Origin of the sequence: Bacillus bingmayongensis (assembly GCF_000299035.1) — a bacterium.
Lineage (GTDB): Bacteria > Bacillota > Bacilli > Bacillales > Bacillaceae_G > Bacillus_A > Bacillus_A bingmayongensis.
Genome location: NZ_JH921519.1, coordinates 160,661 through 184,078, shown reverse-complemented (window position 1 = coordinate 184,078; position 23,418 = coordinate 160,661). Strand labels below are relative to the sequence as shown.

Genomic DNA, 23,418 nt, shown 5'->3' with positions numbered 1-23,418 from the left:
GGCGCGTTTTTTTTTTTTTTTTTTTTTTGATGTTTACGGAGGCCGAATGTTGTAGAAACGCCGATATCTTGTGTCAAATTATCGATATTTCTTGGGAAATTCCAGCGGCCTCGTCGATATATAGGAAAGACATTAGAGTACTTCCTTACAAGTATGAATTTGTTTCAATTCAAGGCTATTATTTTTAAAACCGTTCATTGTATAGTTTGACTTTCGCTAGTGCTTCTTTATCGTTTGAAATTTCATCCGGTGCATTGGCGTCACCAATAATATAGCCTTCAAATGAAGAGCCGATAAAGTCAAAGATGTATTGAAATTGCGCAATGAGCGGTAAAGCTTTTTGCTTTGATAATTCTCCAATTCGCACTGCCTTCCACCCCTTTTATATATATTGTAAACCTTCACATTAGTGTGAAGGTCAACTCTGTTTTTTCGCAAATAATTGAACATGATCTAAAAAGACTTGAATGGCTTTTGAAGGGATAAAGTATTTACCACGAACGATGGAGAAGGGGCGGGTAAGCTTTTCATTTGGAACTTTAATGTGAAAGATTTCTCCTGCTAGTAGTTCTTTTCGTACGGTCCAATCTGAAAGGATAGCAATGCCAAGACCAGCAGCGACAGCTTCTTTGACACTTTGTATACTGCTAAATGTAAAGAAGCGCTTCATCTTTAAGTGGTGATGGTGGATAAAGCGATCGCTATAGGCGCGGGTTCCGGATCCAGTTTCTCTGAGTACCCATACTTGGTCTTGTAGCGAATCCTCGTTTATTGTACATGCGCTAAGGAGGGGATGTTTGGGTGGAACGACAAGTTTCATTTCATCATCCATAAAGGTTTCTACATCAATATCGGTGTACACGACCTGCCCTTCTACTAAACCAATGTCAATTTGATTCGAGCGAATGCTTTGAAGGACTTCTTCTGTATTGGAGATGAAGGTATGCACTTCTACGTGCGGATTTTCGTTGGCGTAGCGTGCTAATATTTTGGGCAGTAAGTACTCGCCAATTGTAAAGCTAGCCCCGATGCGCAGTGTTCCTGTGACAACGTTGTGTAATTCATTAATCTCTTGTTTAGCTTCTTCATAAAGCGATAGCATTTGCTTTGCATGTATGTATAAAATGTTACCAGCTTCGGTTACTTGCACATGCTTTGGAGAACGCTGAATGAGCGTGGTGCCAAATTCATTTTCTAAATTACGAATATGCATGCTGACGCCTGGTTGTGAAAGGTTTAATAGTTCAGCTGCACGAGAGAAATGTTTTTGTTCTACGACAGTCACGAATATTTTTAAAATGTCGACGTTCATTGTATTCGCTCCTTTTTTTGTTACGACTGTGGGATAGCCGTTTGTGCTTTTCGTTTACCCCGCTATTTGCGGTCAGTAATACTCCCACCTCAAAATTCGGCGAAAGCATTGTCCAGCTCTAGCGGCTAGAATCTCCGGTCGTTTCGCCCCCTCGGACGAGGCAAAAAGCGCCTCTCTGTCGGGTGCTCCAACGTCCTGCGATTCTGAGCGATCCGCTTCCACTTTTCTAAAGAAGTTAGGTGGGAGATAAACTGCCCGTAAAAGCCCGATTGGTGAGGGCTGATTAAAGTTTCACTTTATTCTATCATAAGTTTTGTTGATGATTGAGATTGTATATTGGTATTAAACTTATCATTAAAACTCTTCTATAATGTAAATATAAAGAACATGCATGTTCCAATACGATTATTGGAGTGGTCCAAAGTGGAACAAACACTTGTTATACAAAAGAAGAAGCGTCTCGGATTTTCGCAGGGGATTGGGATTACGTTGTTGATTGCGATTGCCGCGAAATATTTAGCAGAGCTTCCATTTTTAAATATTATGGGACAATTAGTTATTGCTATTCTAATTGGGATGATTTGGAGAGCGACAATTAGTGTGCCTTATGAAGCAATCGCGGGAACGAATTTTGCTAGTAAGAAGTTACTTCGGTTCGGAATCATTTTGCTGGGAATGCGTTTGAATCTTGTTGATATCGCAAAGGCTGGGCCAAAAGTGTTGGTTATTGCCGCGGTTGTTATTGCATTTACACTTGTTGTTGTATACGCATTAACACGCGTTTTTAAAGTAGAGAAGAAGCTTGGAATTTTAACAGCGTGCGGGACAGCGATTTGCGGCGCGGCCGCAGTGGTGGCAATTGCGCCACAAGTGAAAGCGAAGGACGATGAAACGGCGGTCGGTGCCGCAATTATTGCAATTCTAGGTACAATTTTCACACTGATCTATACTTTATTATATCCGGTTCTTGGCCTATCTCCTTACAGTTACGGTGTATTTTCTGGAGCGACACTGCATGAAATTGCACACGTCATCGCCGCGGCGGCGCCAGGCGGAAGCGCTTCTGTTGATATTGCGGTTATTGTAAAATTAACGCGCGTTGCCATGCTTGTACCAGTGGCGATTTTAATTGGTTTATGGTTTAAGCGTAGTGAGGGAAATGGGCAAAAGGGCTCTTGGCGTGATATTCCGATTCCATGGTTTATTTTAGGGTTCTTGGCAATGAGTGCATTTCATTCATTAGGTGTTATACCTGAGGTGATCGCAGGGTATATCGTAATCATTGCTTATATGCTCATTGCGATGGCAATGGCGGGGCTTGGTTTAAATGTAGAGTTTACGACGTTCCGTAAATTAGGAAGTAAAGCATTTGTCGCAGGATTAGTAGGATCTGTTTGCCTTTCGGTTCTTGGTTATATTCTTGTATATGCGTTAGGCTTTATGTAAGGTAACAAAAAGGAGACATAGTTAATATGTCTCCTTTTTCAGAGTGTTGGGAAACCCTTTAGGGTTTCCGACACTCTGGAATTTTTTTAATATTTTAGTGAATGAAAACAATAAAAAGTGATAGAAGCTAGAAAAATAGCCCTTCACCTGACCCTTTTTGGTCAGGTGAAGGGCTATTTTTTTCATGTTTTGGCAAGCTGCGGTGAGATAAGCCTGCATTTGGACAGACTTCAGCCCCCGGAACCGAGCGTATCGATAGCCATGTAGCTCTTTGGCATCCGCGAAGCTTCGTTCAATAGTAGAACAGCGTACCTTATATAGTTTTTTACCTGTACTTGTTAATTTGTTTTTTCGTGCAATATCTTTATACTCTTCCCAAATGTGATGTGTAATGACCTTCTGTTTTTGTTTCTCTGAGAAACATTTGTTACGCAACGGACAAACTGCGCAATCTGTTGGATTAGACTTATATTGGCGATATCCTTCTCGATCGGTTGTCGCATATTCTAAAATACATCCCATTGGACAGGCAAATACATCTGTTTCTTTTTCGTATTTAAATTGGCTTTTTGGTACGTCTTTATTTCTTTTTCCAAACCGGCGATACCCCATCACCATAAATATATTCTGTTCCGATAATTTTTTGCAGATATAACCTGTAAAGTAGCCAGCATCAAGTGCCACTGCTTCTATTTGAAATCCAAACTTATCAACTTGTGCTTGAAGTCGCTCTAAATACGGCTCGGAATCCGCTACATTTCCAGCCGTAATAAATGTATCTGTAATCACATTATATTTCGCATCCGTTGTACGATGATCTAAGAAATGAAAACCGTTCGGTTTTCCATCTCGCATTAAAAAGCCACTATCTGGATCTGTTGTACTTACACGTGTTTTTTTGATTGGGGTATCACGTTCCTTTCTTGGTTTTAATTCTTTTTTCCGTGTTTTTCCCTATCTTTTATAACTGCCGCTTCTAATTCTTCCATATATAATTTAGGGCGCTCTTTTTTTACTTTGTGTACAAATTTATTTTTATTTGCGTTTGCTTTCACATGAGTTGAATCTGTCATCAATGCGCGCCCACCCACCATACGATGTTCCATCGCTTGACGTACAATTTCATTAAAGATTTCTTCAAAAATATTTGTATGAATAAAACGAGTACGACGGTTCCAACTGATTGTGGAGTGTGGTCTGGTACTGAATCCGATAAAGAAAACCCTAAAAACCAACGATACGCAATATTAGTTTTAATCTCTTTTTCTAATTGACGTTCAGATCGAATACCATAAAAATAGCCAATAAACATCATTTTGAATAAGACGATAGGATGAATAGAAGGGCGACCATTGTTTTCACAATAATAAGGACGTAACTTTTCCTCGATAAAATCAAAATTAATAGTCGCTTCAATTGCACGAAGAAAATGATCTTGTGGAACTAACTCTTCAACAGAAACTGATACACGCTCATCGCGATGATTTTTCAATGCACCCATCATAATAAATCGCTCCTTTTCCTCTTTTTATCATTGTTGACAGATAAAAAAGGGTTCAGACACAAAAATAGGCTGTGGAGCAAACTTTCTCCACAGCCTGAAAAAGGAGACATAGTTAATATGTCTCCTTTTTGTTTTGTAAAGATATCTTTACTTTCAACTGGGAAATATTTATAATTCAAGTAAAGATATCTTTACTTTTGAAGGTGGAGCCTATGGGTGTGAAAAACAGGATTAAAGAACTAAGAAAACAAAGTAATATTACACAAATTGAAATGGCGAAAGCGATGCAAGTAACGAGGCAGACGATTGTGGCAATTGAAAATCATCATTACAATCCGAGTCTGGAATTGTCGCTAAAGATTGCAAAGTATTTTGGGATGAGTGTGGAGGAAATATTTACGTTGGAATAAGGGGGAGAAGAGAGCATAAAGATTGTAAATAGATAAATAAAGGGGAAAACAGAATGGGATTAGCGGTTTTATGTGTGATTGCAGCGTTATTTGCATTTATATGGGGTATGCAAAATTTTGTTCACAATCCAGTGCCGAGTATACTTGTTGTTATTGGGGTTGTTGGGTTATCGTATTATTTACTAGTATCAGCGCACTATCACAAAACGGCAACAAGCGTTTTAGTTGGTGTGATTGTTTTGACATGTGGACGTACAATTCAAAAAATATTATTTCCGTAAAAGCTGGTTAATTCATGAATCAGCTTTTTTTCATTTTTTTACAAAAATGCTTGAAAGTTACGTTACGTCATCTTTTACAATAAAGGAGAAAGGGGGATGGAAATGATTTCGATTCAAGAACTTACAAAGGAAACGGGTGTTACAGTGAGAACACTTCGTTATTATGATCAAATCAATTTGCTGAAACCAAGCGGAAAAACAGAAGGTGGACACCGTTTATATAGCGAAGCAGATGTCATTCGTTTGCAGCAAATTTTATTTTTAAAAGAAATGGGTTTCTCATTAAAAGAGATTACGAATATGTTAGTAACAGATGAATTCAGCTTAAAGGAAACTTTGGAAAAACAGCTTAAGTTTGTACAAGAAGAACAGAAAAAGTTCAACCGGATGGAACGAATTTTACAGGCTGTTGTGTATTCAGCAGAACTTGAAGGAGAGCTGGATTGGAAAATCATGTTCGAGCTGATTCAGCTTTCACAACAATCTCCTCGCATACGTGAAATGTTTCAGCAAAAGATATTTTCAGATGAGGAACGAAAGCTTCTTCACAATTTGCCAAATATGAGTGAGGAAGATGCGAATGTTCGAGAATGGGTGGATTTGTTAAAACAGTTACGCAGCTTTATGAAAGAAGAAAAGGATGCATCTTATGATGACGTGCAAGAGGCTACAAAAAGGTTAATGGCGAAATGTATGGAGATGGCAAATGGTGATGAAGCGTTTCTAGATAAATTATGGGAAGTTCGAAAATCGAAAGAGGATTCACAGAAAATGAGTATGTATCCAATTGAAGAGGAGCTTCTAGCGTATATGGATGAGGCTTTTCGTATATATGATGAGAGGGAGCGCGGGAAATGAGTATACTTGCAGAGTATCGTTGGTATTTCTTAATCGGTGCAGAAATTGTGTTTTGGGTAACAGCCATTGGTTTCTTTTTACTTCGCTACGGATTTCGATTGCGAAAAGCGAGCTTCATTGCAGGGATTGTACTGCTTTTAAATGAAGTCTTTATTTTAGTATTAGGTGTAATTGATTATTATGAAACTGGTAAGTTTTCTAACTTTCAAATTATTACGATAGTGATATTGTTATATGCACTCTTTTATGGAAAAAAAGATTTAAAGAAATTGGATATACACGTGCAAAAACTTGTTGCGAAATGGCGAAATGAGCCCATTCCTAATATAGAATCTCCATTAGAATTAACGGGCTGGGCTTATACGAAGCAAGAAATCGGACAATGGAGCCTACATCTCATTTTATTTACTGTTGTTCATATTGTATTTTTCTTCATGTATGGGCTCGTGCCGATTGAACAGTGGGGAGATTGGCCTGAAAAGGGCATTGTTTTAAATGAGGCGGCAAGTCGTGTGAGCCAAGTATGGGGCATTGTGTTTTTAATTGATACGGTAATTACATTTTCATATGTCATTTTTCCTAAAAAAGAAAAAAAGCTGTCGTCCTAATTGGACAACAGCTTTTTTCTATGCAACGTCTTCTGTTTTTTCTTTTTGAAGAGTACTATTTTTGTAACCATAGCTGAAATAGACAACAAGTCCAATTACAAGCCATACAGCAAAGCCAATCCACGTTGTTACTGGTAATTGCAATGCCAGGTATCCACAGAATAGAACAGCTAAAGCGGGAATCCATGGTACCAATGGCACTTTAAAAGCACGAGGTAGTTGTGGGTGTTTTTTGCGTAAGATAATTACTCCAATTGATACTACTATGAATGCGAACAATGTACCGATATTTGTTAATTCTGCTAGTTTGTTTAAAGGAACAAAACCAGCAAAGAAAGCAACCATAGTTGCAGTGACCCAACTATTGATAACAGGTGTTTTTGTTTTTTTATTTACGCGAGAGAGTGCTTTTGGTAGTAAACCATCGCGGCTGATTGCGTAAAATAAACGTGTTTGTCCATATAGCATAACGAGTAATACAGTTGTAATTCCAGCAATTGCTCCTAAAGAAATGAAACCAGCGACCCAATCTTGTTGAATGTATTGTAGTGCAAAGGCAACAGGGTTTTTTACACCTAATTGGTCGTATGGAACGATTCCAGTTAATATTAATGAAACGACAATATATAAAATAGTACAGATTGTTAAAGAAGCAATAATGCCGATTGGCATGTTACGCTGTGGATTTTTTACTTCCTCAGCGGCTGTTGATACAGCATCAAATCCAATATAAGCAAAGAATACAGTTGCCGCTCCAGCTGTTACGCCAGAGAAGCCAAACGGCATAAATGGTGTCCAGTTTTCAGGCTTTACATAGAAAGCACCAACGCCGATAAATAGAAGGATGACAAAGAGTTTTATAGCTACCATAATGGCATTGAAACGAGCTGATTTTTTTGCTCCCCTTGTTAATAACAATGTCATTAGAAAAATGATACAGATTGCCGGTAAGTCTACGTATGTTCCTGCTTCAGGATTATATGCGCTTGTTAGAGCTGTAGGTAATGTAATCCCGAATCCACTCAATAGTCCTTGGAAATAACCCGACCAGCCTGATGCAACAGCCGATGAAGCTAATCCGTATTCTAAGATTAAATCCCATCCTAAAATCCAAGCGATTAACTCTCCAAATGTCGCGTAGCTATAAGTATACGCACTGCCTGAAACCGGTACAGTTGAAGCGAATTCAGAATAGCATAGTGCCGCAAAGATACAGGCTAAACCGGATAAAATAAACGATATAATAAGTGCTGGTCCTGCATGCTCTGCCGCGACAACACCGGTAAGAACGAAAATTCCGGTTCCAATAATCGCACCCACACCTAACATTGTTAGATCGAATGCACCGAGTTCTTTCTTTAAAGCGGCTCCTTTCTGCTCGGATTGTGCTAACAATGCCGAAATCGATTTTTTACGAAATAGATTCATAGAGATTCCTCACCTTCTAGTTGTTATAATTTTCTGAATATTAGTAGCGTTTTGTCGTATAATGTCGAATCCTTGTAGTTTGTATTCTAATGTGAAAAAATAACTTTGTAAATAATTATTTTTTAGAAAATTCTCCCTTTTATATTTATAAGTTTATTTGAATTTTTCTTCCAACTGATTTCGTGTTGAATGATAGTATAAAGCTAAAACGAGCTGGAGAGGATTGAATATGAGAAAAGGAATTGCTTCATTGTGTTTTCTATTTTGTATTGGCAGTTTAGTAGCATGTTCACACCCCGACAGTAAAATTGATGAGAATAATGATGTGATTGCAAAAGGATATAAAGTTTCTAACTTACATAAATTCGAGGAATTCGTCACGAATGTTGAAAAAGGTGAAATAGATCAAATATGCATTGTGAATTATACACACGAAGGGGATCCGATCTTTCAAACACTAAAATACGATGGAAAAGAAATTAGCTATACGTCAGATAGTTCTCATGATAGATTTGCAGGTAAAGATAAAAGGATTTACTTTGATACTTGTAAAAGGATAATAAAAGATACTCGTGAAGATATAAGGTATCCACTACATGATTGTGCGAAAGAAGCTGGTCATAATGGATATCACTTGTTAAGCGTGCAGCAAAATAAATGGGATTAAAAAAGGAAGGGACTTATATAAAGAAAGATTCTTCCCTTTTCTATGTTTATCCCACTATTTGTGAGTAGTAAGAAACACGTCTCAAGATTCAAAGAGAAACGAGGAAGATAGGTGGGGGATGATGAATCCTCACTGATGGAAGTTTCACTTTATAGAGGTAGCAACAACAAAGCAAGAATTTCGTACGCTAATCGATTTTTCACATAGAAAAAGCCGATTTCCTGTACGCTAAGGAAATTGGCTCTTTTATCGTCTCATATGTGTAAAACTAAAAAGGTGATTTTTGGTGAAATTATATTAAAATTTTCTAGGTTGTAATTAATGAATATCATGTTTTTTGAAATTACCGCCCTTTACTTCTGCTACGTCATATACCGTAACAAAGGCATTTCCATCAATTTCATGAATGATTTCTTTCATTTTACTTTCTTCTAAACGGTTAATGACACAAGTGATTTCTTTAAATTGTTCATTTGAATAACCGCCGTAAACTTCATTATACGTTGCACTTCGACCTAAACGATCTCGAATTGTCTCTACCATTAATTCAGGTTCCTTTGTGATAATTTTAAATGTTTTAGAACCACTTAAACCTACCTCAACGATGTGAATTACTTTGGAAGCAATAAAGTAAGCAATTGCTGAAAGAATAGCCCCTTGAAGACCAAATACTGTTGAGACAACAATAAAGACAAACATGTTTAAAAATAAGATGAGGTCACTCGTCCCAAAAGGTAATTTTCGAGAAAGTAATACGGCTAACATATCAATTCCATCTAATGCTCCACCATTACGCAATGCTAACCCCATACCAAAACCGATGATAATCCCGCCAACAACGGTAACTAATAATGTATCACCTTCAATAATAGTTGGCACTTGGTGCATAAGGATAGTACCGATTGCTAGTGAAGCAATACCGATAACCGAATAAATAGCAAAATTTTTACCAATTTGCTTATACCCTAACCAAACGAAAGGGATGTTAATGACTGCAATTAGAAGCCCTAATGGTAAGTCAAATAGTTGTGAGCTAACGATACTTAAACCCGTCACACCACCATCTGATACGTTGTTTGGGATTAATACCGCTTCTAGTCCATATGCTGTTATAAATGCCCCAATAATAATCATTAATGCTCGTAAACTGATTTTTAGTTTATTGGGCTTGTGCTTTTTGGTTTTATTCATATAATTTCCTCGTTTCAAACTATTTTCTCTTTTCATTACTACACATTTTCTAATTAGTTAGACTCATTCCTAATAACTATTCTAACACATTACCATCAGAATACTTATTGAAATATTGCGCCTCTTTAAGTGGAAATCTTCGCAATCTTTTCTAAAATGTAAAAAAGATATTCAATTTTCTTTTAAGCTGTAATTTATTTTTATTGTTTTGGGGAACAACAAATTTCTTAACTTGATGGAAATGGGGTGGGACCTCTATAAATATTTAATGATTAGTTTTATAAATGGGGTAGCGTCAGGAAAATGCGGATTTACAACGTTAAGCCCATGGCTCAATATAAACTTACTGTTTTAACAACGTTAAGATATTTGAAACAAGTTATATGAGACATCATGAAGCCTTTGTTCTCAAGATTTAACTCTTGTATCAATAGGGTTTACTCTATTGGGACGACCGTTATTCTCGCAGTAATAAGGACGTAACTTCTCTTCAATAAAATCGAAATTAATAGTGACTTCAATTGCACGAAGAAAATGATCTTGTGGAAATAACTCTTCTACAGAAACTGATACAAGCTCATCGCGATGATTTTTCAATGCACCCATCATCATGAATCTCTCCTTTTCCTCTTTTTTATCGGTGTTGACAGATACAAAGAGGTTCAGATATAAAAACAGCCTGAAAAAAGAGTCCTAAATAAATAGGACTCTTTTGTGTTTCTTGGCGTATCGCCAACATTTTAACGAAAATATACGCTAAGCAAAATTCGGCTCTGATCTTTGAAACGTTGTAAAGGGTGAAGAGTTTCCATGTCGAAAACTTTACCGAATATTTGTTCGTTTTCTTGGTTTTTTTATAGGCATTCGTGGTAAAATGGGAATACAGATTTTTTATAAGGAGGTCGGATTTGTTTGGAACATCAATTTGAGATTGTCTCAGAATATTCCCCGCAAGGTGATCAGCCGCGGGCGATAAAGCAGCTGGTAGCAGGGATTAATAATGGTAAGAAGCATCAAGTGTTGCTTGGAGCGACAGGAACGGGTAAGACATTTACGATTTCAAATGTTATTAAAGAAGTGAAGAAGCCAACACTTGTAATGGCTCATAATAAAACGTTAGCGGGACAGCTGTATAGTGAGTTGAAAGATTTCTTTCCGAACAATGCAGTTGAGTATTTTGTGAGTTATTACGATTATTATCAGCCGGAAGCGTATGTACCACAAACCGATACGTTTATTGAAAAAGATGCACAAATTAATGATGAGATTGATAAATTGCGTCATTCAGCGACATCAGCTTTATTTGAACGAGACGATGTTATCATCGTAGCGAGTGTATCTTGTATTTACGGCTTAGGTTCTCCAGAAGAATACCGTGAACTCGTTGTTTCTTTGCGCGTTGGTATGGAAAAGGACCGCAATCAATTGCTTCGTGAACTTGTTGATGTGCAGTACGGCCGCAATGATATCGATTTCCAGCGTGGAACATTTCGGGTGCGCGGGGATGTAGTTGAGATTTTCCCAGCATCCCTTGATGAACATTGCATTCGGATTGAGTTTTTTGGAGATGAGATTGATCGAATCCGTGAAGTGAATGCCTTAACGGGTGAAGTATTAGCAGAACGTGAGCATGTGGCAATCTTCCCAGCGTCTCACTTCGTTACACGTGAAGAGAAAATGAAAGTTGCCATTGAGAATATTGAAAAAGAATTAGAAGAACGTTTAAAAGAATTAAATGATAACGGTAAATTGTTAGAAGCGCAGCGGATTGAACAACGGACCCGTTATGATTTAGAAATGATGCGCGAGATGGGTTTCTGTTCAGGCATTGAGAACTACTCACGTCATTTGACGCTTCGTCCAGCTGGTTCAACGCCATATACATTGTTAGATTATTTTCCTAAAGATTTTCTAATCGTTATGGATGAGTCGCACGTAACAGTACCCCAGGTAAGGGCGATGTATAACGGAGACCAAGCACGTAAACAAGTGCTTGTGGACCATGGATTCCGTTTGCCATCAGCGATGGATAATAGGCCGCTTATGTTTGAAGAATTTGAAGAGAAAACGAATCAAGTTGTGTACGTATCAGCAACACCGGGTCCATATGAACTAGAGCATACACCGGAAGTTGTGGAGCAAATTATTCGTCCAACGGGGCTTTTAGATCCGCAAATTGAGGTAAGGCCAATTGAAGGGCAAATTGATGATCTACTAGGAGAGATACAAGATCGGATTGCGAAAAATGAACGCGTATTAATTACGACATTAACAAAGAAAATGTCAGAGGATTTAACAGATTACTTAAAAGATGTCGGTATTAAAGTAAACTATCTTCATTCTGAAATTAAAACGCTGGAGCGGATTGAAATTATTCGTGATCTTCGCCTTGGTAAATTCGATGTGCTTGTCGGTATTAACTTATTGCGAGAAGGACTTGATATTCCGGAAGTATCCCTCGTAGCTATTTTAGATGCTGATAAAGAAGGTTTCTTACGTTCAGAGCGATCATTGATTCAAACAATCGGCCGTGCCGCACGTAATGAAAACGGTCATGTAATCATGTACGCAGATCGCATAACGAGATCGATGGGAATTGCAATTGAGGAGACGAAACGCCGTCGTCAAAAGCAAGAAGCTTACAATGAAGAACACGGTATTACGCCGAAAACAATTCAAAAAGAAGTACGTGATGTGATTCGTGCAACAACAGCCGCAGAAGAGACGGAAGTATATGAAACGACGCCTACTAAGAAAATGACGAAGAAAGAACGTGAAAAAACAATTGCGAAGATGGAAGCACAAATGAAGGAAGCGGCAAAAGCGCTAGACTTCGAACGTGCAGCTGAGCTAAGAGATTTACTACTAGAATTAAAAGCGGAAGGATGAAGATAGTGAGCAAAGATTTTATCGTTGTAAAAGGTGCGAGAGCGCATAACTTAAAAAATATTGATGTAACCATTCCGAGAAATCAGCTAGTTGTTGTGACAGGATTGTCTGGCTCAGGAAAATCATCATTAGCATTTGATACGATTTATGCAGAAGGACAGCGCAGATACGTAGAATCTTTATCCGCATACGCGCGCCAGTTCTTAGGACAAATGGATAAACCAGATGTGGATACAATTGAAGGTTTGTCTCCAGCGATTTCAATCGATCAAAAAACGACGAGTCGTAATCCGCGTTCAACAGTTGGAACAGTAACGGAGATTTATGATTATTTACGTCTATTATTTGCGCGAATTGGAACACCAATCTGTCCAAACCATGGAATTGAAATTACATCACAAACTGTAGAACAAATGGTAGACCGTGTGCTCGAATATCCAGAGCGTACGAAATTACAAGTGTTAGCACCAATTGTGTCAGGACGTAAAGGTGCACACGTGAAAGTTTTAGAAGATATCAAGAAACAAGGCTATGTTCGCGTTCGGGTTGATGGAGAAATGCTTGATGTGTCTGAAGAGATTACATTAGATAAAAACAAGAAGCATTCTATTGAAGTTGTAATTGACCGTATCGTTGTAAAAGAAGGAGTTGCAAGCCGGCTTGCAGATTCTCTTGAAAGTGCACTCAAACTTGGTGGTGGCCGTGTATTAATCGATGTAATTGGAGAAGAAGAGCTATTATTTAGTGAGCACCATGCTTGTCCGCATTGTGGATTTTCAATCGGTGAGTTAGAGCCACGGATGTTCTCTTTCAATAGTCCATTCGGAGCATGTCCGTCTTGTGATGGACTTGGTTCGAAACTAGAGGTGGATTTAGAGCTTGTTATTCCGAACTGGGATTTATCATTAAATGGGGGTGCAATTGCTCCTTGGGAACCGACAAGTTCACAGTATTATCCGCAATTATTACAATCGGTGTGCAATCATTATGGTATTGATATGGATATGTCTGTTAAAGATATTCCGAAAGATTTGTTTGATAAAGTACTGTACGGAAGCGGAGAAGAAAAGGTGTATTTCCGTTATGTGAATGACTTTGGGCAAGTGAAAGAAAGTGAGATTCTATTTGAAGGAGTTATTCCGAATATTGAACGTCGCTACCGTGAAACGAGCTCTGATTATATTCGTGAGCAAATGGAAAAGTATATGGCGGAGCAAGTGTGTCCGAAGTGTAAAGGCGGACGCTTAAAACCAGAAAGCTTAGCTGTTTTTGTTGGCGGGAAAACAATATCGGATGTAACGAAGTATTCTGTTCAAGAGGTTCATGATTTCTTCTCAACGATTGAACTGACTGAAAAACAACAAAAAATTGCTCATTTAATCTTACGAGAAATTCAAGAGCGTGTAGGCTTCTTAATTAACGTAGGGTTAGATTACTTAACACTAAGCCGTGCAGCAGGGACATTATCGGGCGGTGAAGCGCAGCGTATTCGTCTTGCAACGCAAATAGGTTCTCGCCTTACTGGTGTACTGTATATTCTAGATGAGCCTTCAATCGGTTTACATCAACGTGATAATGATCGCCTTATTCGCACATTGCAGGAGATGCGTGATTTAGGGAATACGTTAATTGTTGTGGAACACGATGAGGATACAATGATGGCTGCAGATTATTTACTTGATATTGGACCTGGCGCCGGGATTCATGGCGGGCAAGTTGTTTCGGCAGGTGCACCAGCTGAAGTGATGAATGACGACAATTCATTAACAGGCCAATATTTAAGCGGTAAGAAATTTATTCCGGTTCCTCTTGAGAGACGTAAAGGGGACGGGCGTAAAGTTGAAATAATCGGAGCAAAAGAAAATAACTTAAAAAATGCGAAGATGTCATTCCCGCTTGGTACGTTTGTAGCCGTAACCGGTGTATCTGGTTCTGGAAAAAGTACGATGGTGAATGAAGTTTTATATAAATCGTTAGCACAGAAATTATATAAGGCAAAAAGTAAGCCAGGGGCTCATAAACAAATTAAAGGTCTTGAGCATTTGGATAAAGTTATTGATATTGACCAATCGCCAATCGGACGTACACCTCGTTCAAATCCAGCGACATACACAGGTGTGTTCGATGATATCCGAGATGTGTTTGCTCAAACAAATGAAGCAAAGGTACGTGGCTATCAAAAAGGTCGCTTTAGCTTTAACGTAAAAGGTGGGCGCTGTGAAGCTTGCCGCGGTGATGGAATTATTAAAATTGAGATGCACTTCTTACCAGATGTATATGTTCCGTGTGAAGTGTGTCACGGAAAACGTTATAATCGTGAAACATTAGAAGTGAGATATAAAGATAAGAACATTTCTGAAGTGTTAGAGATGACAATTGATGATGGGGTAGAGTTCTTTGCTAATATCCCGAAAATTAAACGGAAGCTACAGACGCTTGTAGATGTGGGGCTTGGCTATATGAAATTAGGGCAGCCTGCTACTACATTATCTGGCGGTGAAGCGCAGCGTGTGAAATTAGCATCTGAATTACATCGCCGTTCTACGGGACGTACGTTATATATTTTAGATGAACCGACTACAGGTTTACATGCACATGATATTGCGCGTCTTTTAGAGGTATTACAACGCCTTGTTGAAAATGGTGAAACGGTGCTTGTGATTGAGCACAACTTAGATGTGATTAAGACAGCGGATTACATTGTTGATCTTGGACCAGAAGGTGGAGACAAAGGTGGTCAAATCGTTGCTTCAGGGACACCGGAGCAAGTGGTAAAAGAAGAGAGATCGTATACAGGGAAATATTTAAAAGGAATTTTAGAGCGTGATACAACTCGGATGAAAGCGAAGATAGAAGAAGTAGAAGTGTTGTAATAAGTGTATTGGCAGTTGGATTGATAGTGCGGAACAGAAACATAGTAAATCGAGTGTGAAAAATTATGAGTTTTACACTCGATTTTTTTATCCCACATTAACGGTAATCTTTGAATATAAAAAATTCCCTGTTTTCGACTAAAAGACAGGGAATTTTGCATTTAAATGAACTTAGAGAAACGAATGAAATATACGGTTCTTTTTAAACTCAAGCACCCGTTAGTAGAACAAATAATGGCTTAATTTCGTCTATAGGGCCTTTTTAAATTGCTTGATTGAAAATGGAGAAATGTCTTGTTCGCTCTTACCCGAAATAATCAATTCATTTAAAATCTGTCCAACAACACTGCCAAATTTAAATCCATGTCCATAAATACCTGTTACAAACAATGTCTTCAGTATTGGTTATTTTTATTTTGCTAATTTAATGTAGTTGATATTTCTTGCAAGATGGACTGATAGGATGACAGGTATACCAATAGAAAAGAAAGAATAAGCTGTTATAGGAGTTTTTTAGTTTTCATTGGGACTTGGCGTTTATTATTCATTAGCGTATGATTAAGTATATATGTCAAAAGGATGTGTAAGAAAATGAGATGGATTCTATCACTTCTTGTGAATAGCGTCGTGTTAATTGTTGTATCAGGTCTTCTAAAGGGAATTGCACCAGACGCATTTTACATAGAAAATATACAAACGGCAATTATTGCGAGCATTATTTTATCGATTTTAAATGTGTTTGTAAAACCGTTATTAATTTTAATTACGTTGCCAATTACTGTTTTAACATTCGGTTTCTTCTTAATTGTAATTAACGCAATTACGCTTGAAATAACAGATTCATTATTAGGTGATGCTTTCAACATATCAGGATTTGGTGTAGCAATTATTGCGGCAATCTGTATTTCTATTTTTAATATGCTGATTGATAAAGTAATTGTAGAGCCATTATCTGAAAAGAAATAGAAAAATGACAAAAGGAAAAACATTTCATGAGTTCCATGAAATGTTTTTTTCTATTTAATAAAAACCACATTTCTTGTTTGCAGAAAAAAATGGTACAATATCGGATAGAATGGAAATTTACATCAAATGAGACTGAACCCGCAGCGGAGTGGAGGTTTACATATGCCGAAAGTAAGGACAAAAGATTTAATTGTACAATTTCAATTGGAATTAGTAAGTGGTGAAGAAGGTATTCATCGTCCGATTGATACGAGTGATTTATCGCGACCTGGAATTGAAATGGCAGGTTTTTTTACATATTATCCAGCTGATCGCGTCCAGCTTCTTGGAAAAACGGAGCTTACATTTTGTGAGACATTAACAAGTGAGCAAAAACAAGAAAGAATGAAAGTTCTTTGTACAGAAGAGACACCTTGTATTATCGTAACGCGTAGTCAAGATGTGCCAGAGGAATTATTGCAAGCATCGCGTGAGTCTGGCGTACCGCTTTTACGTTCTTCCCAAACGACGACAAGATTATCAAGTCGTTTAACAAACTATTTAGAGAGTAAGTTAGCACCAACAACTGCCGTTCACGGTGTGTTAGTGGATATTTACGGAGTCGGTGTTTTAATTACAGGTCAAAGTGGTGTCGGGAAAAGTGAGACAGCACTTGAACTTGTAAAACGTGGTCATCGTTTAGTTGCGGATGATAGCGTTGAAATCCGTCAAGAAGATGAAGATACATTAGTAGGAAGTTCTCCAGATTTGATTGAGCATTTATTAGAAATTCGTGGTTTAGGGATCATTAACGTAATGACGTTATTTGGTGCAGGTGCCGTCCGAAACTATAAGCGTATTACACTTGTAATTAGTCTTGAGATTTGGGATCAAAAGAAAAACTATGATCGTCTAGGTCTTGATGAAGAGAAAATGAAGATTATAGATACAGAACTTACGAAGATTACACTTCCAGTTCGTCCTGGTCGAAACTTGGCTGTTATTATTGAAGTAGCAGCGATGAACTTCAGATTAAAACGAATGGGAGTCAATGCAGCACAACAATTTTCTGAGCGCTTAATGAGTGCAATTGAGCTAGGGAATCAGGAGTAATTGTAAGAAGGAGGTCATACATATGTTGTTAGGGTCTGTCCCACAACTTGATCGCGTGGCAATTCAACTTGGACCATTCCCAGTCTATTGGTATGGGATTATTATTGGTACAGGTGTTTTGCTTGGACTTTGGCTTGCTACTCGCGAAGGTGAACGATTAGGCATTCAAAAAGATACATTTGTCGATCTTGTTTTAATCGCGGTACCAATTGCTATTATTTGTGCGAGAGCATACTATGTTATTTTTGAATTTGATTATTATATGCAAAACCCGAGTCAAATTATTAATATTCGTCAAGGTGGCTTGGCGATTCATGGTGGTTTAATCGGGGCAGTTATTACTGGAATTATCTTTGCGAAAAGACGCGGTGTTTCCTTCTGGAAGTTAGCTGATATCGCAGCACCAAGTATTCTACTTGGACAAGCAATTGGCCGCTGGGGAAACTTTATGAACCAAGAGGCTCATGGCGGTGAAGTAACGAGACAATTTTTAGAAGGCTTACATTTACCACAGTTCATTGTGAATCAAATGTATATTGATGGTGTTTATTATCATCCAACGTTCTTATATGAATCATTATGGAATTTTGCCGGTGTCATTCTTTTATTGTTGCTACGCAAAGTGAATTTACGCCGTGGTGAATTATTCTTTACGTATATAATTTGGTATTCAGTTGGACGTTTATTTGTAGAAGGATTACGTACAGATAGCTTAATGTTAGGACCGCTTCGTATTGCACAAGTGATGTCTATCGGGCTTGTTATTATTTCAATCATTTTCATTATTGTGAGACGTAAAATGGGGCAAGCTGATAAAAGATATTTAGAAAACTAGAAAAAAGTAGCATCTTGTATGAGATGCTGCTTCTTTCATATTCAGGCAGGAAAGGATCAAGCACATGAAAATAAATACAGTGTTATTTGATTTAGATGGAACACTAATTAATACAAATGAACTTATTATTTCTTCTTTTTTACACACGTTAAACAAGTACTATCCAAATCAGTATAAGCGAGAAGATGTATTGCCATTTATCGGTCCGTCTTTGCATGAGACGTTTAGTTCAATCGATGCAAGTAAGGTAGAAGAGATGATTACATGCTACCGTCAATTTAATCATGATCATCATGATGAACTAGTGGAAGAATACGAAACTGTTTATGAAACGGTTCAAGAACTAAAGAAGCAAGGTTACAAAATTGGAATTGTCACAACGAAGGCAAGACAAACGGTAGAAATGGGCTTACAGCTTTCTAAATTAAACGAGTTCTTTGATGTTGTTGTCACAATTGATGATGTGGAACATGTGAAACCACATCCAGAACCAATTCAAAAGGCGCTCGAGCTACTAAATGCAAAACCAGAAGAAACGTTAATGGTTGGCGATAACCACCATGATATTGTAGGTGGACAAAACGCAGGTACGAAAACAGCAGCCGTGGCATGGACAATTAAAGGTAGAGCGTATTTAGAATCATATAAGCCAGATTATGTATTAGATAAAATGAGCGACTTGTTATCTATTTTGTCTGAATAGCGGATAAGGGGAGAAAGCGAAGTGCGACGTACAACGCGCTACCCTGTTTCAGGGGCAAACTCATTATGGAATGTATATAAAACAGTATCCTTTTGGAAGGTAATGAAAAATTTTATAGTCATTCAAATTGCACGCTATACACCATTTTTATCAATGAAAAATTGGCTGTATCGTACATTTTTACGAATGAAAGTAGGAGACCAAACATCATTTGCACTTATGGCTATGCCGGATATTATGTTTCCAGAAAAGATTACAGTTGGGACAAATTCAGTAATTGGCTATAACACAACGATTTTAGCTCACGAATATTTAATTAAGGAATATCGCCTCGGAGAAGTAATCATAGGGAATGAAGTGATGATCGGAGCGAATTCAATTGTATTGCCAGGTGTGGAGATTGGGGACGGTGCCATTGTTTCTGCAGGTACGCTTGTTCACCGTGATGTACCAAGCGGTGCTTTTGTAGGTGGAAATCCAATGCGTATCATTTATACGAAGGAAGAAATGGCAGAGGGGAGAAGGTCAATGTTAAAAATGTAACATTTCCCTTCTCTTTTTATGAATAAAAAGGAAATAATTGATTATAATATACTGTTTTGTTTTTTACGGAATCGTTTATACTTATAAATAGAAAAATGTATGAGCGAAGAAAACAAAAAACTGGAGGATATATGGGGAAAAATCAACGGATGTATAAGGAGAACGGACAGGTTATCTCTTTTAATCAATTAGCTGATTTCTTTTATAAAAAAGGAATGAAAGCTTATCGTAATCATAAATTACAAGATGCAATTAAATATTTTCGAAGAGCGGCACAAAGTGAGAAAGAGCCGTTTATTTTGTGTCAATTAGCGACAGTATTATCTGAGGTGGGAGAGTATCAAGAGTCGAATCAAATTTTCTTGAAACTCATTCGTTCTAACGCTGATATTGAACAGTGCTATTATTTTGTAGCAAATAATTACGCATATCTTGGTTTGTTTCAGCAAGCAAAGAAGTATGCGGAGCGATATTTAGAGATAGCAACAGAAAAAGAATTTGTGGAAGATACGTTAGAATTACTTGAGATTATGGAAGAAGAATCGCTTGATACGGAAGGTATTGAAGATGAAGATGAATTAATTGTTATGCAGGAGCAAGCAAATCGCTATATTCGTAACGGACAATTGGAGGAAGCGATTGCTACGCTTGAAGTTGTAACGAAAGATTATCCAGAATTTTGGTCGGGTTATAATAACTTAGCAATTGCGCATTTTCAATCAGGAAATGTAGATCAGGCACTCAAGTTAACTGAGATGATTTTGGAGAAAAATCCAGGTAATATGCATGCGCTTTGTAATACACTTATTTTTCTATATTCAATTGGAGAGCATAAACAAGTAGAAGCGTTAGCGGGGCAACTAGAATCAGTATATCCGATGTCATTTGAGCATCGATTAAAGTTAGGAACAACATTTGCAACAATCGGTCACTTTGCATCAGCATATAAATGGTTAAGGTTATTAAAGCGACAAGGTTATGAAGGTGATGTCAGCTTTTACTATTGGTTTGCATACTCTGCTTATATGATAGAAGATAAACATACAGCGGAAAAAATGTGGCAATCTGTTGTAGAATTACACCCTGATAAAAAAGGGAAAGAGCCGTGGAATGCATTAAATTTAGCTGATGAAGAACAGAATGTTTTGTTTGAAGAATTGCGGAAATCTTTCCAGCAAAGTGAAACGTTAGAAGAGCAAATGTTAGCACTGTATTTAATGAATGAATTAACAACACCTGAGAAGATTGGCTTTTTCTTTGATGTGACGCAGGCGAAAAATCGTGTCCCAATTGTTTCACAACTGGCAAAGTATTTCTTTTTAATGAGTAGTCATAAGAGTATTCCGGGTGAGTTACAACCGTTTGAACAATGTGTTCGAATTGCGGATGCCTTATATAACTATACAAATAAAGATGATGAATTGATTGAAGAATGCTTGCACTTTTGGTTTTGTACTTTTATACGTTTATATACATCTGGGGCGGTATTTACGAATGTGTTTGGTTGGTCTGCGGCAATCGAATATATTGTGCGTGACCAGCAGAGAAATAAAATGACACAGGCCGAACTTGGAAATATATATAATGTATCTGTGGCAACTGTGAGAAAATATGTGCAAGCAGTAAAGCGTACTCACGCATAGGCAAATCATTGGGAAAAAACAGATGCTAACAGTATAATGAGGGTAAGTTATGGTAGGAATGAATAGGAGTGAATAGTGTGTCAGAAGAAAAAATTTATGATGTCATTATTATTGGTGCTGGGCCAGCTGGGATGACAGCTGCAGTGTATACGTCTCGTGCAAATTTAAGCACGCTTATGCTTGAACGTGGTATTCCGGGTGGACAAATGGCAAATACAGAAGATGTAGAAAACTATCCAGGTTATGAATCCATTTTAGGACCTGATTTATCAAATAAAATGTTCGAGCATGCGAAGAAATTTGGTGCTGAATATGCATATGGTGATGTGAAAGAAGTCATCGATGGCAAAGAATATAAAACAGTTGTAGCTGGTAAAAAAGAATATAAAACACGCGCGATTATCGTTGCAAGTGGTGCGGAGTATAAAAAAATCGGTGTACCAGGTGAAAAAGAACTTGGCGGCCGCGGTGTGTCATACTGTGCAGTATGTGACGGTGCATTCTTTAAAGGGAAAGAGCTTGTTGTTGTTGGCGGAGGAGACTCTGCTGTTGAGGAAGGTGTGTATTTAACACGTTTCGCATCAAAAGTAACAATCGTTCACCGTCGTGACGCTCTTCGCGCACAGAAAATTTTACAAGATCGTGCATTCCAAAATGAAAAAGTAGATTTCATTTGGAACCATACTGTGAAAGAAATTAACGAAGAAAACGGTAAAGTTGGTGGTGTAACACTTGTAGATGTAAACACTGGTGAAGAGCAAGAGTTCAAAACAGATGGCGCATTCATTTACATCGGTATGTTACCATTATCAAAACCATTTACTGAGCTTGGTATTACAAATGAGAATGGTTATATTGAAACAAATGAACGTATGGAAACAAAAGTTCCTGGCATTTTCGCAGCTGGTGATGTTCGCGAAAAAATGCTTCGTCAAATTGTAACAGCAACTGGCGATGGTAGTATCGCAGCGCAAAGTGCACAACACTATGTAGAAGAGTTGTTAGAAGAATTAAAAACTGTAACAGAAAAATAAGGATATGAATCCTTTTAGAGAAGAAAGCTACCATCATAGATGGTAGCTTTCTTCTTTTATTTTCTTCCTAAAATGTCAAATGTTTTTCAAAAATTCTTTAGATTACAAGATTCCTTATTGTTATATTAGAATTTACGGGGAAAGCGACAATGAGAAATAAGGAGTTTATATAATACAGAATGGCTTAATATATCGTGGTTTTTGTATGGGAGTTAGTGATTTAATTCCTGGTGTGAGCGGTGGAACAATTGCTGTTGTACTAGGAATTTATGAGAGGTTACTTGCGGCCATTATCAGGCTTGTTATCGGATCGATTGCCGTGATGTTCCTAGGGATTCCAACAGGAGGCATGTCGATTGTAAGTTCTATTATTACGTTTATATTAGGATTTGTGATTGTATCGTATTTTAGTAAAAAATAGATAATTTTATGTAATAGAATCCTCTTAATGATTGAGTTCGTTAAGCGAATTTTTTTATATTCCTAGGAAGAGAGCAAAGACAATTTTTTTATAATTATTTGGAAGAATAAATTTGTTTATCTAGTAGTGATTAGCTTATTCATGGGGCTAGTCTCCTTCATTGTGACAAACTGTTTTTGATAGTATAATGAAATAAGTATGTGATGAAGAAATTTGTCATAAGTAGCTGAGGTGAAGAAGCATGCAAAGGGTAACAAACTGTGTGTTAATTAAAGATAATGAAGTTCTCCTATTACAAAAGCCTCGTCGGAACTGGTGGGTTGCACCGGGCGGGAAAATGGAACGCGGTGAAACAGTAAGAGATTCCGTTGTTCGCGAATATCGTGAAGAAACAGGTATTTATTTAAAGAACCCAGCACTAAAGGGGGTCTTCACTTTTGTCATCCAAGAAGGGGATAAAGTTGTTTCTGAATGGATGATGTTCTCCTTTTTAGCGACAGATTTTGCAGGAGAAAACAAATTGGAAAGCGAAGAAGGCATCATTGGCTGGCATACATTTGATAAAATTGATGAGTTAGCAATGGCGCCGGGAGATTATCACATTATTGATTATTTAATTAAAGGGAATGGAATAATCTACGGTACGTTTGTATATACACCAGACTTTGAATTACTTTCATATCGATTGGATCCAAGCTAAACCGTCAAGGAGGG

19 protein-coding genes and 4 pseudogenes are annotated in these 23,418 nt (G+C 37.6%); 17 read left to right on the top strand and 6 right to left on the bottom strand.

The annotated features are described in order from the left end of the window. Nucleotides 1–184 precede the first annotated feature (184 nt). Together Y7E_RS0122055 and Y7E_RS0122050 are read right to left on the bottom strand one after the other, a co-directional pair. Nucleotides 185–358: pseudogene (locus Y7E_RS0122055) on the bottom strand (flavodoxin family protein); the annotation flags it as partial. Nucleotides 359–418: 60 nt separating this feature from the next. Beyond that, nucleotides 419–1,312: a LysR family transcriptional regulator gene (locus Y7E_RS0122050; protein ID WP_017153408.1), complete on the bottom strand. Its 894-nt coding sequence runs from the start codon at nt 1,310–1,312 to the stop codon at nt 419–421. Between the two features lie 423 nt (nt 1,313–1,735). On the opposite strand from Y7E_RS0122050, the gene Y7E_RS0122045 reads away from it, so the two are divergent. Beyond that, nucleotides 1,736–2,758, top strand: coding sequence for a YeiH family protein (locus tag Y7E_RS0122045; protein ID WP_017153407.1), 1,023 nt, complete (start codon nt 1,736–1,738; stop codon nt 2,756–2,758). A 21-nt stretch (nt 2,759–2,779) separates the two neighbouring features. On the opposite strand, the pseudogene Y7E_RS32075 reads toward Y7E_RS0122045, so the two are convergent. After that, nucleotides 2,780–4,262, bottom strand: a pseudogene (locus Y7E_RS32075) (IS1182 family transposase). A 212-nt stretch (nt 4,263–4,474) separates the two neighbouring features. Here Y7E_RS32075 and Y7E_RS0122025 point away from each other — a divergent pair. From Y7E_RS0122025 to Y7E_RS0122010, 4 genes are all read left to right on the top strand, one after another. Further along, nucleotides 4,475–4,672: a helix-turn-helix transcriptional regulator gene (locus Y7E_RS0122025; protein ID WP_017153405.1), complete on the top strand. Its 198-nt coding sequence runs from the start codon at nt 4,475–4,477 to the stop codon at nt 4,670–4,672. Nucleotides 4,673–4,725: 53 nt separating this feature from the next. Continuing rightward, nucleotides 4,726–4,953: a hypothetical protein gene (locus tag Y7E_RS0122020; protein WP_017153404.1), complete on the top strand. Its 228-nt coding sequence runs from the start codon at nt 4,726–4,728 to the stop codon at nt 4,951–4,953. Between the two features lie 96 nt (nt 4,954–5,049). Continuing rightward, nucleotides 5,050–5,811, top strand: coding sequence for a MerR family transcriptional regulator (locus Y7E_RS0122015; protein WP_017153403.1), 762 nt, complete (start codon nt 5,050–5,052; stop codon nt 5,809–5,811). Beyond that, entirely contained in the window at nt 5,808–6,419 is a 612-nt protein-coding gene (locus Y7E_RS0122010) for a hypothetical protein (protein ID WP_017153402.1), read from the top strand. The genes Y7E_RS0122015 and Y7E_RS0122010 overlap by 4 nt, the downstream gene beginning before the upstream one ends. An 18-nt stretch (nt 6,420–6,437) precedes the next feature. Here Y7E_RS0122010 and Y7E_RS0122005 read toward each other — a convergent pair whose 3' ends face one another. Then, nucleotides 6,438–7,847 carry a branched-chain amino acid transporter BcaP gene (locus Y7E_RS0122005; protein ID WP_017153401.1) on the bottom strand — a complete coding sequence of 470 codons (1,410 nt, stop codon included), beginning with the start codon at nt 7,845–7,847 and terminating at the stop codon, nt 6,438–6,440. Between the two features lie 229 nt (nt 7,848–8,076). On the opposite strand from Y7E_RS0122005, the gene Y7E_RS0122000 reads away from it, so the two are divergent. Then, a complete protein-coding gene (locus Y7E_RS0122000) occupies nt 8,077–8,514 on the top strand; it encodes a DUF4362 domain-containing protein (protein WP_017153400.1) in 438 nt (145 codons plus the stop codon). A gap of 318 nt (nt 8,515–8,832) precedes the next feature. Here Y7E_RS0122000 and Y7E_RS0121995 read toward each other — a convergent pair whose 3' ends face one another. Then, nucleotides 8,833–9,705: a YitT family protein gene (locus Y7E_RS0121995; protein WP_026049304.1), complete on the bottom strand. Its 873-nt coding sequence runs from the start codon at nt 9,703–9,705 to the stop codon at nt 8,833–8,835. A 429-nt stretch (nt 9,706–10,134) separates the two neighbouring features. Continuing rightward, nucleotides 10,135–10,314, bottom strand: a pseudogene (locus Y7E_RS0121990) (transposase); the annotation flags it as partial. 303 nt (nt 10,315–10,617) lie between these two features. Between Y7E_RS0121990 and uvrB the strand changes: the two are divergent. From uvrB to Y7E_RS0121935, 11 genes and pseudogenes are all read left to right on the top strand, one after another. Continuing rightward, nucleotides 10,618–12,594, top strand: coding sequence for an excinuclease ABC subunit B (uvrB, locus tag Y7E_RS0121985; RefSeq protein ID WP_017153397.1), 1,977 nt, complete (start codon nt 10,618–10,620; stop codon nt 12,592–12,594). Next, nucleotides 12,591–15,467, top strand: a complete 2,877-nt coding sequence (gene uvrA, locus Y7E_RS0121980; RefSeq protein ID WP_034278943.1) for an excinuclease ABC subunit UvrA — start codon at nt 12,591–12,593, stop codon at nt 15,465–15,467. The genes uvrB and uvrA overlap by 4 nt, the downstream gene beginning before the upstream one ends. Before the next feature lie 591 nt (nt 15,468–16,058). Continuing rightward, the gene (locus Y7E_RS0121975) at nt 16,059–16,433 is read left to right on the top strand and encodes a phage holin family protein (RefSeq protein WP_017153395.1); all 375 of its coding nucleotides are present in this window, start codon (nt 16,059–16,061) and stop codon (nt 16,431–16,433) included. A gap of 162 nt (nt 16,434–16,595) precedes the next feature. Further along, nucleotides 16,596–17,525, top strand: coding sequence for an HPr(Ser) kinase/phosphatase (gene hprK, locus Y7E_RS0121970; protein ID WP_017153394.1), 930 nt, complete (start codon nt 16,596–16,598; stop codon nt 17,523–17,525). A gap of 22 nt (nt 17,526–17,547) precedes the next feature. After that, the gene (gene lgt, locus Y7E_RS0121965) at nt 17,548–18,360 is read left to right on the top strand and encodes a prolipoprotein diacylglyceryl transferase (protein WP_017153393.1); all 813 of its coding nucleotides are present in this window, start codon (nt 17,548–17,550) and stop codon (nt 18,358–18,360) included. Nucleotides 18,361–18,424: 64 nt separating this feature from the next. Then, the gene (gene ppaX, locus Y7E_RS0121960) at nt 18,425–19,063 is read left to right on the top strand and encodes a pyrophosphatase PpaX (RefSeq protein ID WP_017153392.1); all 639 of its coding nucleotides are present in this window, start codon (nt 18,425–18,427) and stop codon (nt 19,061–19,063) included. A gap of 21 nt (nt 19,064–19,084) precedes the next feature. Next, nucleotides 19,085–19,606, top strand: a complete 522-nt coding sequence (locus tag Y7E_RS0121955; RefSeq protein WP_017153391.1) for an acyltransferase — start codon at nt 19,085–19,087, stop codon at nt 19,604–19,606. Between the two features lie 131 nt (nt 19,607–19,737). Continuing rightward, nucleotides 19,738–21,249, top strand: coding sequence for a tetratricopeptide repeat protein (locus Y7E_RS0121950; RefSeq protein WP_017153390.1), 1,512 nt, complete (start codon nt 19,738–19,740; stop codon nt 21,247–21,249). Nucleotides 21,250–21,326: 77 nt separating this feature from the next. Next, entirely contained in the window at nt 21,327–22,283 is a 957-nt protein-coding gene (gene trxB, locus Y7E_RS0121945) for a thioredoxin-disulfide reductase (RefSeq protein WP_017153389.1), read from the top strand. Nucleotides 22,284–22,488: 205 nt separating this feature from the next. Beyond that, a pseudogene (locus tag Y7E_RS35095) lies at nt 22,489–22,575 on the top strand (undecaprenyl phosphate translocase family protein); the annotation flags it as partial. A 370-nt stretch (nt 22,576–22,945) separates the two neighbouring features. Then, nucleotides 22,946–23,404 carry an NUDIX hydrolase gene (locus tag Y7E_RS0121935; RefSeq protein ID WP_001190078.1) on the top strand — a complete coding sequence of 153 codons (459 nt, stop codon included), beginning with the start codon at nt 22,946–22,948 and terminating at the stop codon, nt 23,402–23,404. The last annotated feature ends 14 nt before the right edge of the window (nt 23,405–23,418 follow it).

Coding starts and splice junctions, on each gene's coding strand:
- ppaX (WP_017153392.1), top strand. CDS start 18,425: ATGAAAATAAATACAGTGTTATTTGATTTAGATGGAACACTAATTAAT.
- Y7E_RS0121950 (WP_017153390.1), top strand. CDS start 19,738: ATGGGGAAAAATCAACGGATGTATAAGGAGAACGGACAGGTTATCTCT.
- lgt (WP_017153393.1), top strand. CDS start 17,548: ATGTTGTTAGGGTCTGTCCCACAACTTGATCGCGTGGCAATTCAACTT.
- Y7E_RS0122050 (WP_017153408.1), bottom strand. CDS start 1,312: ATGAACGTCGACATTTTAAAAATATTCGTGACTGTCGTAGAACAAAAA.
- Y7E_RS0122010 (WP_017153402.1), top strand. CDS start 5,808: ATGAGTATACTTGCAGAGTATCGTTGGTATTTCTTAATCGGTGCAGAA.
- Y7E_RS0121995 (WP_026049304.1), bottom strand. CDS start 9,705: ATGAATAAAACCAAAAAGCACAAGCCCAATAAACTAAAAATCAGTTTA.
- Y7E_RS0122005 (WP_017153401.1), bottom strand. CDS start 7,847: ATGAATCTATTTCGTAAAAAATCGATTTCGGCATTGTTAGCACAATCC.
- Y7E_RS0121935 (WP_001190078.1), top strand. CDS start 22,946: ATGCAAAGGGTAACAAACTGTGTGTTAATTAAAGATAATGAAGTTCTC.
- Y7E_RS0122025 (WP_017153405.1), top strand. CDS start 4,475: ATGGGTGTGAAAAACAGGATTAAAGAACTAAGAAAACAAAGTAATATT.
- Y7E_RS0122015 (WP_017153403.1), top strand. CDS start 5,050: ATGGAAATGATTTCGATTCAAGAACTTACAAAGGAAACGGGTGTTACA.
- Y7E_RS0122000 (WP_017153400.1), top strand. CDS start 8,077: ATGAGAAAAGGAATTGCTTCATTGTGTTTTCTATTTTGTATTGGCAGT.
- Y7E_RS0122020 (WP_017153404.1), top strand. CDS start 4,726: ATGGGATTAGCGGTTTTATGTGTGATTGCAGCGTTATTTGCATTTATA.
- hprK (WP_017153394.1), top strand. CDS start 16,596: ATGCCGAAAGTAAGGACAAAAGATTTAATTGTACAATTTCAATTGGAA.
- Y7E_RS0121975 (WP_017153395.1), top strand. CDS start 16,059: ATGAGATGGATTCTATCACTTCTTGTGAATAGCGTCGTGTTAATTGTT.
- uvrA (WP_034278943.1), top strand. CDS start 12,591: ATGAAGATAGTGAGCAAAGATTTTATCGTTGTAAAAGGTGCGAGAGCG.